The 15,632-nt window shown below is 42.3% G+C and carries 13 protein-coding genes; 12 read left to right on the plus strand and 1 reads right to left on the minus strand.

All coding sequences use genetic code 11. From position 1 onward, the window contains the following. Position 1 precedes the first annotated feature (1 nt). The gene (locus OH663_RS15405; protein WP_022652149.1) at positions 2-1,075 is read right to left on the minus strand and encodes a hypothetical protein; all 1,074 of its coding nucleotides are present in this window, start codon (positions 1,073-1,075) and stop codon (positions 2-4) included. A gap of 541 nt (positions 1,076-1,616) precedes the next feature. On the opposite strand from OH663_RS15405, the gene OH663_RS15410 reads away from it, so the two are divergent. From OH663_RS15410 to trhC, 12 genes are all read left to right on the plus strand, one after another. Further along, positions 1,617-2,492: a RepB family plasmid replication initiator protein gene (locus OH663_RS15410; protein ID WP_015063098.1), complete on the plus strand. Its 876-nt coding sequence runs from the start codon at positions 1,617-1,619 to the stop codon at positions 2,490-2,492. A gap of 1,034 nt (positions 2,493-3,526) precedes the next feature. Next, positions 3,527-3,712, plus strand: coding sequence for a hypothetical protein (locus OH663_RS15415; protein ID WP_032610388.1), 186 nt, complete (start codon positions 3,527-3,529; stop codon positions 3,710-3,712). Between the two features lie 289 nt (positions 3,713-4,001). Continuing rightward, a complete protein-coding gene (locus tag OH663_RS15420; RefSeq protein ID WP_015063100.1) occupies positions 4,002-4,355 on the plus strand; it encodes a hypothetical protein in 354 nt (117 codons plus the stop codon). A 51-nt stretch (positions 4,356-4,406) separates the two neighbouring features. Further along, positions 4,407-4,724, plus strand: a complete 318-nt coding sequence (locus tag OH663_RS15425) for a type IV conjugative transfer system protein TraL (RefSeq protein ID WP_022652151.1) — start codon at positions 4,407-4,409, stop codon at positions 4,722-4,724. A gap of 11 nt (positions 4,725-4,735) precedes the next feature. After that, a complete protein-coding gene (locus OH663_RS15430; protein ID WP_022652152.1) occupies positions 4,736-5,521 on the plus strand; it encodes a TraE/TraK family type IV conjugative transfer system protein in 786 nt (261 codons plus the stop codon). A 2-nt stretch (positions 5,522-5,523) separates the two neighbouring features. Then, positions 5,524-6,762 carry a TraK domain-containing protein gene (locus OH663_RS15435; protein ID WP_015063103.1) on the plus strand — a complete coding sequence of 413 codons (1,239 nt, stop codon included), beginning with the start codon at positions 5,524-5,526 and terminating at the stop codon, positions 6,760-6,762. 1 nt (position 6,763) lies between these two features. Next, entirely contained in the window at positions 6,764-7,204 is a 441-nt protein-coding gene (htdO, locus tag OH663_RS15440; protein WP_015063104.1) for a plasmid transfer protein HtdO, read from the plus strand. Next, entirely contained in the window at positions 7,194-8,552 is a 1,359-nt protein-coding gene (trhB, locus tag OH663_RS15445; RefSeq protein ID WP_022652153.1) for an IncHI-type conjugal transfer protein TrhB, read from the plus strand. Before htdO ends, trhB begins: the two co-directional genes overlap by 11 nt. Positions 8,553-8,560: 8 nt before the next feature. Next, positions 8,561-9,067, plus strand: coding sequence for a hypothetical protein (locus OH663_RS15450; protein WP_015063106.1), 507 nt, complete (start codon positions 8,561-8,563; stop codon positions 9,065-9,067). 105 nt (positions 9,068-9,172) lie between these two features. After that, positions 9,173-9,925 carry a protein-disulfide isomerase HtdT gene (htdT, locus tag OH663_RS15455; protein ID WP_185757620.1) on the plus strand — a complete coding sequence of 251 codons (753 nt, stop codon included), beginning with the start codon at positions 9,173-9,175 and terminating at the stop codon, positions 9,923-9,925. A gap of 9 nt (positions 9,926-9,934) precedes the next feature. Continuing rightward, positions 9,935-10,885 carry a TraV family lipoprotein gene (locus OH663_RS15460; RefSeq protein ID WP_015063108.1) on the plus strand — a complete coding sequence of 317 codons (951 nt, stop codon included), beginning with the start codon at positions 9,935-9,937 and terminating at the stop codon, positions 10,883-10,885. Positions 10,886-10,893: 8 nt separating this feature from the next. Then, positions 10,894-13,575, plus strand: a complete 2,682-nt coding sequence (gene trhC, locus OH663_RS15465) for an IncHI-type conjugal transfer ATPase TrhC (protein WP_015063109.1) — start codon at positions 10,894-10,896, stop codon at positions 13,573-13,575. The last annotated feature ends 2,057 nt before the right edge of the window (positions 13,576-15,632 follow it).

The raw sequence follows: 15,632 nt of genomic DNA on the forward strand, positions 1-15,632 counted from the left end.
TCTACTCATTTGTCAAAAGGTCACGAATTTCGTTCAGTTCTGTAACCTTAGATTTTGGAATGATGATTGCAGTATTTTCATCATTTAGAAGACTTAATACAAGTTGAAGTTTTGCTTCATCTAAAGTGATCTTTACACTTTCATTTGTTTTTGTGATTAAAGTGTTACTGACGTTCATAAATAAATTAGAATGCTGTCCGTCTAAAATTAATTCTGTCAGTTTATTATTGTCTGACATTGTTGACCCTACATTATCAATCAAACCAATAAATTCATTTTTTAACCGTTCAGTTTTTTTATGTGAAAGACGTTTAATACCTAACGAACTGCGAGTGATAGACTTTGTTTTAATGTCTTTAGGGTTAATATGTACAGGAGGTTTTTCCTGTTCTTCGAGTGGCTCACTGTTTGTTGCTGTTTCAACGGTTGTTGGTTTCGATAAATCAAGTACGCCAGAAGATGGCACTAAAAAAGAACAGGACTCCAAGTGTGCAAGGACTTTTGCATGATCATTGGAATACTTCAACATGATTTCAATCGCGAGTGTTTTTTTAATAAGGTTTAGGCTGATTAAACGTTGCAGTTCTAAAGGCATATCAAGGATTTTAAGCTGATTGCGAATCGCTGTGCCAGACCGCTGATAGCGCATAGCAAGGGATTCAACGGTAGAGCCAAGCTTCAGGGTCTCTGCGAGTGCGTAAGCTAGTGCAACGGGATTGAGACTGTTATTCCTGTTCCCATCAAGGTTCTCTAGGTATTCTTCGATTTTATCCTTGTAGTGCATAAGTACGACTGAAAAGAGCTGGATGTCAGCTCCTTCCGCGAGAGCAAGCAATAATGCTCTGTAACGACAATGCCCTTGCCGGACAACGTACTTGGAGTCCTTCTTTACTACCTTAATTAAATCAACACGTCGCCCCTCTTTATAGGCTTGCTTGAGAGAAATAATTGCCGATTTTACTGGCTCCTGTTCGTAACAAAGATCACCGATTACCGCTTCCCGTGGATTAAATCCAGGCTCGATAATAAGATCTTTTGGGCTGATTTCAATAATCTGATAGTCGCAATGATTCATATAAGCACCTTTTTTTATTACATGATACATTAATGCTCTCAGATTCAAACAACTCTGAAGGCATAAAAAACAAAATTTCTTTTAGTGGTTAGGTATCTTACTAATTCAAAAATAGGCTGTTTTAAAAATTAAATTAAAAAGAAAATCTGAATAGTTTGAATTTATCTTTCTTAATAACTTCATGCTAACTGATATTTTTCCCGGCTGCATTCTATACAGGGTTTGTATCCAATCCTAAATTTGTAGGGCCAGAGCTCTTTCTCAGAGGGAATTTATCCCCGTTTTCCACAAGATAGATCAATTCTTTAGATCAATAGAGATCAATAGAGAACAATAAAGATCACGACCATTGTAACGTGATGATTTTTAAAAGAAATAGCAATGATCCGGCATTCAGGTGCATGCGAAAAGCATTTGATCGAATAAGAAAAGCATTTACTTGAATTGAAAAGGCATTTAGTTTAATGCGTGAAAAGCATTTGGACGAATAATCTATTCACAGCTAAATGTAGAAAGGGAAAAACATGGTGGGTAAGTTTAAATGAGTGATAACAATGAGTTAGCACATCCGTTTGATGTGACCAACACGGATACAGGGAGGACTTATCAACTGAGTCCAAACTCTTCGAAATCGGTCCAACCCATTGCTTTACTGCGCTTAAGTGTTTTTACCCCGGTGGGAACTAAAGAGAAGCGATTCAGAAATTTTGAGGTTGATGCTTCTGATGAGTTGTCGAGCATGGAACTGGCCCGGTCAGAAGGATACGATGACATCCGGATCACTGGCCTTAAGCTTTCGATGTCCACGGACTTCAAGTGTTGGCTTGGGTGCATTATGGCGTTCAGTAAATATGGATTCGCCTCCGAGAAAATAACATTGTCGTTCAATGAGTTTGCAAAAATGTGTGGTATCAGTTCTACAAATATCAACAAGCGAACCCGTTCACGATTTCAGGAAGCGCTGGCAAACCTCGCGTCCGTTGTTATTTCTTTCCGTGATTCTAAAACTGAACGCTTCACTGTCACACACCTTGTGCAGAAAGCTATGATTGACCCTAAGAAGGACACAGTAGAGCTCGTGGGTGATCCCTCGATGTGGGAGCTTTACCGGTATGATCATAAAACCCTATTAAGCTTACAGGTACTGTCGGTTCTCGCCAAAAAAGAAGCTGCACAGAGCCTGTACATCTATTTTGAGGCAATGCCTGCCGGAACGTTATTCGTTAACATGAAGCGTTTGCGTGAGCGGCTTCTTTTGACGACTCCAGTACGTACTCAAAACCAGATCATCAGAAAGGCTATGTTGGAGTTAAAATCAATAGGATACCTTGAATATCAAGAGGTTAAGAAAGGTAGAGATATTCAGTTCCAGATTTTTAAGAGAAGTCCAAAGCTTGCTCTGGCAAAACAAAGCTGATCCTCTGGTTCAGTTCGCAGAAAAGTAACTTTGGATGTAATGAGGCGTACGGGCATTCATCCAAATGCTTTTTTGGACGCCTCTGCTGATATGAATACCCTTCCCTGCTTCCCTGCTTCCCTGCTTCCTTTCTTACTTTTGCTTAAGCACCCTGGGAATTTTGAGCATTCGATCGAATGCTTTATTTAACTAATTTTCACTGAGTTAGATAACGAATACTAAGCAATTGATTTTGAATGATTTAATCAGAAGTCATTCATCCAGATGCCTTTAGATAAAACTACCCATCAACGTTTGTGCATAGTGGCTATACGTGAAAAATCCCTGTCCTTCTCATGTCACACTGAGATTTGCACAGAAAATTAAAGCCTGTAATTGTCTGGGACATGATTAGAACAGAGGCGTTTTGATAAATATCCAGTTCAAAACAGAGGTCCCATAAGTAAACATAACCTCATGAAAATAAAAGCAAATCGTTTAAAAATCCCATAGTGGTGGTGAAAAGCATTTGCTTCAATGGGGGGAGAAAAGTGACCTTTGTGAAAAGCACTTGCTTCAATGGCGACAGAAAAGTGCCTTTTGTATAAAAGCATTTGCTTGAATGAGTTTGTGTAAGGTGCCTACGTTGGAAACCCCTGGCATGAATGAGGCGGGAAGATGCCTTTAGCTGAAAAGCATTTGCATGAATGGGACAGTAAAAAGGTGCCTTTAGCTGAAAGCATTTGCATGAATGGGGCCGCAAACGGTGGCATTGGTCGAAAAGCATTTGCATGAATGGTGCAGCAAACGGGGCATTGGTCGAAAAGCATTTGCATGAATGGGATAGTAAAAGGTGCTTTTGGTTGACAGGCATTTGCATGAATGGCGCCGTAACGGTGTCTTTGACCGGAAAGCATTTGGATGAATCGACCTGAAAAGGTGCCTTTGGACTGAAAGTACCTCTCTTAATGGGATTCGATAGCTGAATTTCACTAAAAAGCATTTACATGAATGGAATAGTAAAAGTTGCCCTTGGTCGAAAAGCAACTGCATGAATGAGCCCGGAAAAGGTTCCTTTGGTCGAAAAGCATTTGCATGAATGGGTTTCGGATATGTGTCTTTGCTACAAAGGCATTTGCATGAATGAGGCTGGAAAAGGCGCATTGTTTGAAAAGCATTTGCATGAATGGGGCGACACACAGGATGTGGCTGAAAAGCACTTGTATCAATGGGAAAAGTGACTTTTTTAGAATGACATCCTTACACAGAGCTTTCTCAAATATCGGACTGGATGGTTATCACAAAAATGGTGAAGAGATAGACGATGAACTTCTTCCCTATAAAGAAAAAATAACCTGCCTCACCTTCTTCAATCCGATATACACACGGTATTCACATGTGACATTCATAGGCTAAAAAAACACCAGGCGCAATTAAGGGAAAAAAAGGGTGGTTAACAGAAAAATGAAAGAAAAATAAAAAGTATTATGCAAATGCGTTTACGTGAACTCAAATCAACACGGAGTAATTATGGAACTGACATTGAATACTAACGTTGAAAGAGAACAAACTAACGCTTTTGCATTTCTGAAGTCTAAACATGCAAAAGTGCCTTTGTTTATTCTCCTGTTTTTAGCAAGTTGCGGTTTAGCGTACGCGGGTTCCGACGACGGAGCCTTCGGCGATATCTGGGCCTACATGAGCGAAGCATTAACTGGTGCGCCGGGTAAAATCATCGCTTGCGGCATGTTGTTCTCCGTAGCTTATTTCGGCGTTGTAAAACCTAACCTTGGTTTGGCGCTGGTTTCAGCATTAATGATGCTGATTATGGCAAACGGTGAAAAAATTATCAGCACGTTCCTGGATGCTGGTATCCCGCTGTGATTTGTTAGAACAATAACGATGAGGGGGATATTCCCCCTCTCTGGAGTTTTTATGACAAGTCAGTACGAGGTACCTCCACATACCTATCGTTTCCCTTACAGAATTAATATGCCTTTGTTGATTCTATTCTGGGATGCAAAGCAATTGGGTATAACATTCGTGACTATCGCGAGTGGTAATATTTTTGATTTCTTTATAACTTCTGTAGTTGTTGCGGTTGTGTTTTGGTTTGCATATAAAAAAGCAGCTGAAGAAGGAGTTAGAGGAAAACTCAAACACAAACTGTGGTGGTTCGGCTTGTTTCCAGGGAAATCAGTGTTTAGTAGTCGTTACTTTACCGATCCATTTATCAGAAACCTCTATTCTTGATGGAGCTAAGAATGAAACTTCTCAGCAAGCTTAAAATTCCATTCATTAAAAGTGCCAGTAATGGCGATTTTGATAAAAAGGACGAGACTTCGCAAAATGGAGGCGAAGACTCAAAAGGACGCTTTCGGGATTCTAAAGCTCGCTTTAGTAAAGAGATTGAAGCTTCTGAAATTGGAATTACTTATAGTGCATTGATTAAACGTGACGAAAAACTCTTACGTGTGAATTCAATTGCTATATTAGTCATCGCAGTTTTAGTGGTAAAAAATCAATTTCTTACCGATCCTGTGACTATTGTGCTTCCGCCTAATATGACGGAAGAAGTTAAAGTTGTGGGAAATAAAGCCTCAGAGTCATATAAAACTCAATGGGCCTTATTCTTCAGTACTTTAATTGGGAACATAAACCCAACAAACATAGGCTTTGTAACAACAACCATATTGGATGCGCTTTCTCCGGATTTACAGGCGAAAACCCGTGAGTCATTACAGCAGCAGACCAATATTATGCAAGCTCGTGGTGTTGAACAGTCATTTAAACCGATCGATATGTATTATGACACCAAAAATGACATGGTCTATGTCTGGGGAACGAAATCAACGCGTTTGATTAATGTTCCGGACAAAACAGAATCATCAAAATGGACGTTTGAATGGGTGCTGGGTATGAAAAACGGACGACCACGCATAGCCTATGTAAATCAGTATTCTGGTACACCAAATATTAAGAAAATTACAATCAACGGCAAAGAACAACTGGCAACACTCGATAATCCCCCGCCGTCTACAGGTAACTAATTATGACTTCTAAAAAGGGCTTTCGCTGTCACGCGATTACAGCAATGATCTTGCTGGCAACTTCGAATGTAGTCTTTGCTGAAGACTATCAGTTACCGGCGACAGTAAATAACCCGGTTGTTATGCCTGTCGGGGCAGATGAATTTCAGAATGGTGTGAAAAATGCGATTATTAAAGAATCTGGCACCGGCCCCGCGCCTGAGACGTCACAAGCAACAAAACCGACCACTGAACTACCAAGTCTTTCACCTGCAAGTAGTGCCTCCCCAGCTGTCAATGAGATAACTGGCGCATTGTCAAAAAACCCTACGCTTGTCGGTTATCAGCAACAGGTTAAATCCGGAAATTTTGATAGTTACGGAAGACCGGCAGGGAAAGAGCCTCAACAAAATGCACAAAGCACCGGGGCCCCTTCAAAAGCAGATGAGTTATATGTAGAAGCTCGTAATCGCTACAAAGAAGTGCAGCGAGTAAACGTCCCACCGGGTGGGAATATTGTACTGCCAGTTTCACGGGGTCTGCAAAACAGAATTTCAACTTCATTTAAAAACGCATCTGTAAGTACTTCAACGCCAGGTGATGAAGCCAGTATTTTCGTTAACGGCGGCGATGTATTTATTTCAACAAACACGGATAAGCCAATTGGAATAATGCTTTCAGAAGATTCAGTGCCTGAATCGACTTATAACCTGACACTGGTTCCACTGGATGTTCCTGGTGCAATGATTTCGGTCACAACTTCTTTGAGCCCGACAATGCAGGCGAAACGTGAGACATCTTTGGATAAACATAATTATGATGAGATGCTGGCACGATCCCAGTCAGAAGAGTTGGCACCATCTGACCCTCGTCAGGATGACCATAAACAGCGGATCATTGATTTACTGACTCCGGTTGCGCTAGGTGAGGTTCCTTCTGGTTTTAGTTTACAAGAAGACCGCTTGTCACGTATACCGAGCTCAGAGCAGTCCCCGTGTAATTTCAATATGTATTCAAAGTTAGGGCAAAGACTTGTGGGATCTAGGGAATTGATAGATGTCATTCTTGTTAAAAATGACAAGCCTTACGGACAAGTTGTCGCTGATCAGCAATGTATAACTGAAGGAGTAATTGCAAGTGCTTTGTTCGATAAAGCATTTCTTCAGCCTGGAGAGGAAACCGAGCTTTACATTGTGCGGGATAAATTATTTAAAGAGCGCCAGACTCGTGTAACCACACGACCAAGCCTGATTAAAAGATAAAATGAGAAAAGCTACTTTTCTTACAGGGGTCTCATTTGGACTAGTCGTTTTTTTGGGTACCAGTTATTACTACCAAACTGAGTACATTCCAAAAGGAACAGTGAATATAGTTCCCGATGACCACCGACCGGGTGAGACAGTTGACGATGCGTTTGAAGAACATACGATAATTATAAGCGACCCTACCCTTGCGCAAAAATTCGTTGGAAGCTCAACCGAGTTTGAAAGTCGGCGCGGAGTTAAGGAAATTAAAGAAGTTGGTTCGCTTAATAATGGTAAGGATTTTGCCCCTGTTGAATCCGATAATTCAGGATTGAATTTTAAAGATAAATGGCCCAGGGCGGGTGAACCTTATATCGTGCCTCAGATGACAGAAAACGAACGAAATTTGAAAGTTAAGCGCTTCCAGCAACCAAAGAGTGGAGTTAATAATGGACATTAAAAATGCCTGGGAAAATAAAACTGTCAGAATCTCAGTAATTGGTGCTGCGTTGATTGTATTGATTATCGTTATTAGTCAATCAATTTTTTCCACTCCGGTTAAAAAAGAGAAGAAAACCCAGAAAAAAGATATGCAAACTGGGTTCCTGATTGATGATTCACAAATGACTAAGCTGAGTAACGAGGAAAGCCAGAAGACTTATAACGAAATGGTCAGGCAGAACCGCATTGATCAGAATGCGGCAAAGGCAGATCGTGATAAAGCTGAAAAGGCCCAGCAAGAAAGCAAAGTACAGATTGCCAACCTTGCTTCACAAGTCCAGCAGCTCTCGACGCAGTTGACTGACATGCAGACCTCACGAAACGGTAATCGTAATCTCGACGCAGGTGGGTCACGCAAAAACGTCAATGAGCAGGCCCCAGCAACGCCATACCAGCTAAATCCAAATGCTGCGGTGAATGGGGCTAGTTCCGGATACGCTCCGATCACACCGACCCGAAATAGCCCAATGCGGACTATCACGCAGAGTTCAATTAAGACAAATGGTTCTGATGGTGTCATTCAGGTTATGCCGATATCCGAAAGCCGGATAAGAGAGGGGCGTGAGGTCGTTGCTGGCGGTGACAAAGCCCCGACACGAACTATTCGCGGCGACGGGACCGCTCCTGTAGACAGTAAAGCTCGGCATGCGGCACGTAAAGACGAAATGTTTCTCCCAGCGACGTCAATTATCACAGGGGTGCTAATTAATGGTCTGGAAGCCCCAACGAGTCTGTCGTCTAAAGCTGAACCCATGCCAGTCACTATGCGTATTAAAAAAGACATCATCATGCCAAACAATTTCACGATGGATTTGCGGGATTGTAATTTGTTGGGTTCAGCTGTGGGTGATCTGGCGTCACAGCGAGCATACATTCGGGCAACATCAATATCTTGTGTGAACTCGAAAGGAAAAGCTTTCGACGTCAAACTGGAAGCATACGCAGTTAGTGAAAATGACGGGAAAAATGGTATTCGTGGAAATCTGATAAGTAGAAATGGAAATGCGATCGCAGGTTCTGCTTTTGCAGGAGGCCTGTCAGCACTGGCTGGTAGTCTGAGCCCATCTAAGGTGTCTTCGTTAAATATCGATCCTAACTCAACGGCTGAATACCAATCGCCGAACATCGGGGCATTAGGAGCGTTGGCCGGAGCCGGAGCAGCTCAGGGCGGTCTAAACCGTCTTGTGGACTACTACACATCAATTGCTGAGCAGCAGTGGCCAATAGTCGAAGTTAGCCCAGGGCGCCCAATTACGTTTATCGTTCAATCAGGCGCAACAATACCTACAAACCTGACGAGTCGCTGAGGTTAATTATGGAAAATAACATTGAACCAGGAACAAAAAGTGATTCTGCTGAAAACGTGAAGCTTGAGGCGGCTAAACCTGTTGGGGGTATACGTACAACCAAAAAAGTAACTTTGGAAATAGATATCGAGAAAACCCTCAAGTATTTGATGCTAGCTGGCCTAGCTGTGCTTTTCGTGATCTATGGATACAAGGGGGCGAGTTTTGTTTATGAAAGCGTCAAAGCAATGTCGAATCCGTCCTACCAAATTGCAGTACTTGATATGCAAACTTTAAGGAAAGAATTTAATAAGCAGAATCCTGAGCCGGATTTGGTACAGTCTAAAAACAACTTTGAAAATTACTTTAAAGCATTAATGAAAGTTTACCGTTCTCGTGGCTATTTGGTTATTGATGCATCATTAGCAGTAACAATTCCAGATAATGTTCAAATAGTCTCTTATATCGACCTTGGTGGAAGTTTTGGTGAGGTACAATCTCTACAAGGCGAAACAAAAGAAAGTGAGATACGATAATTGAAAAAGTTACTTTTATCTCTGCTGGTCTCTATGATCACAGTGTGTCCACCCCTTACAAATGCTGCTGAAAATGTATTAAACAACACTGATGCAGCTGCATTAATGGAAAAAGCAAAAGAAGGTGGAGTGTCCACGAAACCTTTAGAGGGCGTACTGGCGAAAATGCAAAGCTATAAGCCTAAAGATGTTATTTACATCCCGACTGGAGGTCTTTATCTGTTCCAGGATGAACGTTCGCAGTTGATGGCTGTGACCACTGATGGACGTTATACAATAACGGGTGGTAGCGTCATGGACATTCTTCAGAGAAAGTCAGTCTTATCCGTAGAAGATGTACGAAAATCCTACTTTATTAATTTAGACGACGCCCCCTTTCCTCTTGATACTGTGGCATTGATCCCTTTAGGAAACCCAAAACTAAAAAGACAAGCCGCTATTTTTATCACGCTTGATTGTGATGGTTGCCAAGATTTAATAAAAAAATTCTATGACGAAAGAGAAAAATACCGGGTTGACATCATTTTAATCCCCTCCCCCGGTGAGCCAAAGCAAGAATTACGTCAACTATGGTGCAGTAAAGAAAAAGGCAAAGTGAATGACCTTGATATCTTGCGTTGGCTTATGGGAAATAAGACCGATATAGAACAAAGGCTCCTGACAAAAAAAGAGGCAGAAACATGTCCGGCTGAGCCATTGGTAGGATCTCTGATGCTGGCAGGTATTTATAAATTACAGGGCGTACCTTCAGTTGTGAGACAAGACGGACTTGCCGGTAATGGCATACCGAAAGATTTTGATTCATGGTTAAAACAAAGTGTCGAACCCTTACTCAAAAACCCATTTGCTACTAATTAAGGTAATGAAATGAACATTAAAAAAGTTATTTTCAGCGCTCTGGTTGTTGGTTCATCTTCATACCTAGCGGGTTGTACTATCGGCAGCTCAGAATCAGAATGTCCGGGAATTGAAAAAGGGGTCGTTTGTAAAGGCCCTCGTGAAGTTATGGAACTAACGAATAACCGTGATGATCTTTCCGGCCTTGCGGAGGAAGAAGCTAATTCGGGAAAGGAGAAATCGGCTGTCAATGACAGCCAGTACCCTGCCCAAATTTCGCCGCCTGGCGCTGTGCAATACCCTAAGTCTGCCGTCTTGGTAAATAAGCCTGTGACATACAAGACGACGCAAATTAAACCTGCTGGCCAAGTCCCCGTTATGTACGATGAGACATTAAAAATGGGCGCGCCAACATCAACAATCGGGCCACGGCCGATAAGCGGCGTTCCAGTTAATTCTAATGTAAGGATGACAACGAGCTACAGCTCAACAGGTGCATCCGGTAACCCTTTTATCCATCCGACTGCTGATGTCATGAAGCAAACAACACAGGTTGTATCTCCGGCACCTGTACCGCGCTACGTTGCGCCAAATTCCGATATCAGTGCTAGTAAAGACCTTTACTCCGTTAATAATGGACAGCCTGTAAACCCTACGCTCAGCTCTGGCCAGATCCAGCAATACCGTACACAAGGGTATAAACAGGCTGTGGTAGCTCCAGAACCGCTTGCTGTACTTCAGCAAGGCCGCGTCATGAGAATCACCTTTGCACCATACACGGACGATAATGACGCTTTAAACCTGCCTGGCTTTGTCTATGTGAATGTCAAACCCCAAACTTGGATTGCGGGTAAAAATTCGACATCAAATCCGGCGCGAATAGTTCCTTTGCAAGTTCAGGATGCCGCTCGTGAAAATATGCAACAGCAACAGCGAGCAACGAAAGCAGTTTCGTCTAACGGTATTATCAGACAACTCTGAGGTCGCGAATGAAATCTGCTAACATCTATAATAAAGAATTAAGTCGCCACCAGTTTGGTGGGTTTATTCCTGTATACGACCAGATTCCTGGCACGAATTATTTTCTAATAGACGGTAATCGGCTTGGGTTTATGTTTATTTGTAACCCCTCACCTGGTGTTTTTGATAATCAGCAGGATGTGTTAGCTGAATTATTTAAAATGGATTTTCCTACTGACACTATCTGTCAGACCTCATTAACAGCACTGCCGGACCTGACCTTGCATTTAAGTGCCTGGTCGGCAGTTCGTGGTGGTCGAATGGAAGGACATGATAAGCTTAAGGGGGACTTACTCACGGCCTACCAGCTGGATTATTATGATAGAAGTCTAAATGAACCCTTAAAACCGGATCATGATAAATTAATGCTTCGTGACTTTCAGATCTGGATGTCATTTTCTATTCCGTTGAAATCTGCGCTTCCTACTGAAATTGAAATTAATCGCATCGATGCACTGTACTCTGACCTAATCAGTAAGTTGAACACACTGGGCCTTTTTCCACATAAAGTTAGCGCCGAAAACTGGCTTTATTGCATGGATAAATTAATGCATCCGGGAAAAACATCACGTTGGGCTGAAGGTCATGTTGAAGTCAACACTATGAGGCGTCTTAACGAACAGCTAAATGTTCCGGGGCGAAAATATACAGTAACTGAAAATAATTTTTCATCTACAACGCAGAGTACTGATGTTTCTGAACATCGTTATTTCAAACAATTATCTGTGGTCAAGTTCCCAGAACATGTAAATTTTGGAAGCATGTATGAACTTGTAGTGAATTGGATGAATGGGCGTAAAACTATATTTAGCCCATTTATGATAACTCAAACAGTCCATTTCGCCGATCCCTTAAAATTAGCTAGAGATAACGTCAGATATAAGGCAATTACTAACAAACAAGCTAGTATCCCAACCGTCTTAACGTTTTGTCCAAGACTGAAGGACATGGATAATGATTACATGGCGGTAACACGTGAACTGGAAGATGGGGCCCGTCTTTTACACAGTTATCTGACATTTACCGTCATGGGGAATTCAGCATTAGATGTCCAGTCTGCCGCAGACCAGTTAAAATCATTTTATCTGGAAAGTCGCGTTAAAGTGGCTGATGATTCATACATCATCTTTCCATCTTTTGTCTCTTGCCTTCCAATGTGTAATGACCCCAAGACGATACTAGATCTGGACCGTTTTGAGGTAGTCAGTAATACTGGTGCAGCGCATATGACCCCTCTATTCGGCCCATGGAAAGGTAATACTGACAGACCTGTACTTAACCTCGTCTCACGAGAGGGCCAGCTGTTGGGGCTTGATATCTTCAAGACTTCTGCCAGCTATAATATGGTTGTTGGGGCGACTTCTGGTGCAGGCAAATCGTTCTGGGTTGCATACATCATTAATAACTATCTTGGTGCAGGGCCGCGTTCTAATAATCTGATCCATTATCGTGATACTTTTGAAGGTTTCAAAAACAATGCTTATGATGCATTTGACCCTGATGGAGCCCAGATTTTTGTAGTTGACGTTGGTCGCTCGTATCAGGGTATTTCGGAGCAATATACAAATAGTCAGTTTATAGATTTTGGTAAAAAGCCTGATTTTACTCTGAATCCGTTCGCATTTTTGACCGATGTCACTGTTGCAGACCGAGTTTTTGATGAAGCGCCTGTTTTCAATGACGACTCAAATAATAACGATGAAGAAAAGGATAAAGTTGCACAGACCATTATGGTCCTGAATCAGTTAAAAATAATGGCATCTGAAAAAGGAAATATTGACGACTTTCAACAATCGGTCATGCTTCAACTGATTGGTGATGAATATAACGAATCACGTAAAGTCGGAAGTACAGGCTCTATTACAGGATTTGCACGCCGCTGTTCTGCCCATGAAGATAAGCGTATTAAAGATATCGGTGAGCAATTAGGGCAATGGTGTGAAGGAGGCATTTACGGAAATCGATTTACCGAAAAGCTCCCGCCAATAAACTTCGGTAGTCGGTTTATAGTTCTTGAGCTTGAAGAGTTGAAGGGTACCCCTCACCTCCAGACAGTCGTGCTCATGTCGATCATTCAAGCTGCTCAGCATGCAATGTTTATCAAAAAGGACGGTCGCCGCCGGTTGTTCATCCTTGATGAGGCATGGGAGTATATTCGCCCGGATAATGCTTCAGGCTCCAGTAATCAGTCAAATCAGTTTTTCTCATCTTTCCTTGAAGCTGCCTGGCGCCGATTCAGGAAAACGAACTGTGCTGGTATTTGTATTACCCAGTCCTTTGAAGATTACTTCACCTCCTCGGTAGGTCGAGCCCTGACGGCCAACTCGCCGTGGAAGATCATCATGAAGCAGGAAAAGGAGAGCATAGAAGCCATGAAGGCTAATAACTACTTCTCCACGACTGATGCTGAATATGAGCGTATGAAAAACATACGAACGATAAAGCGTGCATTTTCTGAGATGCTCGTCCGATTCGAGAATTTCCAGGAGATATGTCGCCTCTATGTAGACAGGAAAATGGAGCTTTGTTTTACGACTGACAGTACCGACCGTGGAAAGCTATGGGAAATACAAAGCCGTCTTGATTGCTCTTACGGCGAAGCAATTGAGATACTGTATGAACAGGAAGTTGCTAGCAATGCAGCTGCATAACGTTTAAGTAGTACTGGATACCTCATCTTTACTGGATGAGGTATCCGTACTTTACTCAAATTACAGGTTTTTAACTGTGTTACACTGCCCTCCCCCGCAACAATTGTTCAGGTTCAGAATTTCTGGATCGAATTAACTCCCCTAAATATCCCTAAATTTTATTTGTAGATACTGTTGATTGGCTTCTCTGGGGCTTCTACTTAAGTTGATTGGTGATGTAGCTTTTATACGGCTGATGTTTAATCATGCTCGGCCTGTGCTGAGCTAAATTTCCTGCCTTGGATACGGATGTTGTGGTTGCAAGTGATAACCAAATTTGTCGCGCTACTGTATATTAGATATAAACACTATCTTTATGGTTAGCTAAGCAACCCATAATTTCTTATGTATCGATTTAAAGTTTGGTAAGGCATTGAAAAACAAATAATAACTCATGTCTTGTTGGTTTGTTTAACAAGTTAGAGATAATATTTGTGAGTTGGTGTCTTTTTGTTTTGTTAGTCAATTTTCGTATTTGTGGTTATCTAAACCAACCATAACTATTAAGTTGCAGTTTTGTTTTGAACTAAAATGAAATGCCTTCTATTTAGGTTGGTATAGTCAACCATTTTCAGCTTCAAGTGATTACTAGAATATGGTTAATCGAGATGTTGTAACTGGTTGCTATCTGTAAAACAAGCGTAGTGCCATTTACCAAAAAACCTGAAATTCGCATCTTGAAATTGGGGAAGTTTATTCCTAATAAAACAATTTACTGACGATCCAACCAATTCGCTCCGCCGGGTATGTGCGCCTTAATCTCCAAAATTGGTATATAAACACCTTAAAGTTTATCCCGGGTGTTGAGTAACATTGCTTTGCATAATTTAGCCAAAGGGTTATAGGCTCAGATTCGGCGTGCTTTCTTAGTATTCTGAATGCCATCTTTTGGATCACGAGGTAAGCAGGAAGGATTTAGTTCATTCCTGAATGGCGCCTTAGCCGTCGAAAATTTTGCGGGGGCCTGGCATATTCTACTCTTTTGCCCGGTATTAGAGTCCAGGCTTTAAATTCCAACAAAGTTCTAGCACACCGAAACCTTATTTCGAAAACACTAGAAAAGGTAAAGGAAATTAAATGTTAGTAACATAGAGATAATTAGAACGGCCTACGAGATTTCAGAAGAAGTAATCTGCACAAGTCTCCACAACTTTTGTGAGAACGCCCTCTTATTTTGCTGCGAAGAATTAACATTATTGTCTGGGTTCACGCCGAACCACACGGTACTCTTTCAGTCTGTGCGCTTCAGACCGGACGTCGTCTAACCAGCTTCCCATAAATATGTAGATTTATGTTTGCACCATAAGTCATTACCACTAACGTTAGAGAGGTCCAACCCGCGTTTCATATTTCAACTTTGTACTTTTCAGTTCTTACAACCAAACTTTAATGTTGTTTTGCTTTTATCGTAGGTCATGTATAGATCCCTCCCGGGAACTGATTCATATAACCCCTTAATCGCCAGCTCTAGGCGGGATACTGTCCGGGTGCCGGAACACATTTAACCCCCTTAATCGCCAGCCCAGGGCGGGATGCTGTTCGGGTGCCTGTATATTTAACCCCCTTAATCGCCAGCTCAGGGCGGGATACTGTTCGGGTGCCTGAATATTTAACCCCCTTAATCGCCAGCTCAAGGCGGATACTGTCCAGGTGCCGGAACATTTAACCCCTTTAATCGCCAGCCCAGCGCGGGATACTGTCGGAGCGGCGGTACATTGAACCCTCTTAATCGCCAGCTCAAGGCCGAATTCTGTCCGGGTGCCGGAGCATTCAACCTCCTTAATCGCCAGCCCAGGGCGGGATGCTGTTTGGGTGCGGGAACATTTAACCCCCTTAATCGCCAGCCAAGGGAGGGACGCTGTCCGGGTGTCGGAACATTTAACCCCCTTAATCGCCAGCCAAGGGAGGGACGCTGTCCGGGTGTCGGAACATTTAACCCCCTTAATCGCCAGCCAAGGGAGGGACGCTGTCCGGGTGTCGGAACATTTAACCCCCTTAATCGCCAGCCAAGGGAGGGA

This window comes from Citrobacter sp. Marseille-Q5395 (genome assembly GCF_947057495.1).
Classification (GTDB): Bacteria; Pseudomonadota; Gammaproteobacteria; order Enterobacterales; family Enterobacteriaceae; genus Citrobacter; species Citrobacter murliniae.

Bases quoted from the DNA above. Each gene is read 5' to 3' on its own strand.
- trhB (WP_022652153.1), top strand. From the start codon at position 7,194: ATGGACATTAAAAATGCCTGGGAAAATAAAACTGTCAGAATCTCAGTA.
- OH663_RS15450 (WP_015063106.1), top strand. From the start codon at position 8,561: ATGGAAAATAACATTGAACCAGGAACAAAAAGTGATTCTGCTGAAAAC.
- OH663_RS15435 (WP_015063103.1), top strand. From the start codon at position 5,524: ATGACTTCTAAAAAGGGCTTTCGCTGTCACGCGATTACAGCAATGATC.
- OH663_RS15405 (WP_022652149.1), bottom strand. From the start codon at position 1,075: ATGAATCATTGCGACTATCAGATTATTGAAATCAGCCCAAAAGATCTT.
- OH663_RS15415 (WP_032610388.1), top strand. From the start codon at position 3,527: ATGAGCCCGGAAAAGGTTCCTTTGGTCGAAAAGCATTTGCATGAATGG.
- OH663_RS15460 (WP_015063108.1), top strand. From the start codon at position 9,935: ATGAACATTAAAAAAGTTATTTTCAGCGCTCTGGTTGTTGGTTCATCT.
- htdO (WP_015063104.1), top strand. From the start codon at position 6,764: ATGAGAAAAGCTACTTTTCTTACAGGGGTCTCATTTGGACTAGTCGTT.
- OH663_RS15430 (WP_022652152.1), top strand. From the start codon at position 4,736: ATGAAACTTCTCAGCAAGCTTAAAATTCCATTCATTAAAAGTGCCAGT.
- OH663_RS15425 (WP_022652151.1), top strand. From the start codon at position 4,407: ATGACAAGTCAGTACGAGGTACCTCCACATACCTATCGTTTCCCTTAC.
- OH663_RS15420 (WP_015063100.1), top strand. From the start codon at position 4,002: ATGGAACTGACATTGAATACTAACGTTGAAAGAGAACAAACTAACGCT.
- htdT (WP_185757620.1), top strand. From the start codon at position 9,173: ATGGAAAAAGCAAAAGAAGGTGGAGTGTCCACGAAACCTTTAGAGGGC.
- OH663_RS15410 (WP_015063098.1), top strand. From the start codon at position 1,617: ATGAGTGATAACAATGAGTTAGCACATCCGTTTGATGTGACCAACACG.
- trhC (WP_015063109.1), top strand. From the start codon at position 10,894: ATGAAATCTGCTAACATCTATAATAAAGAATTAAGTCGCCACCAGTTT.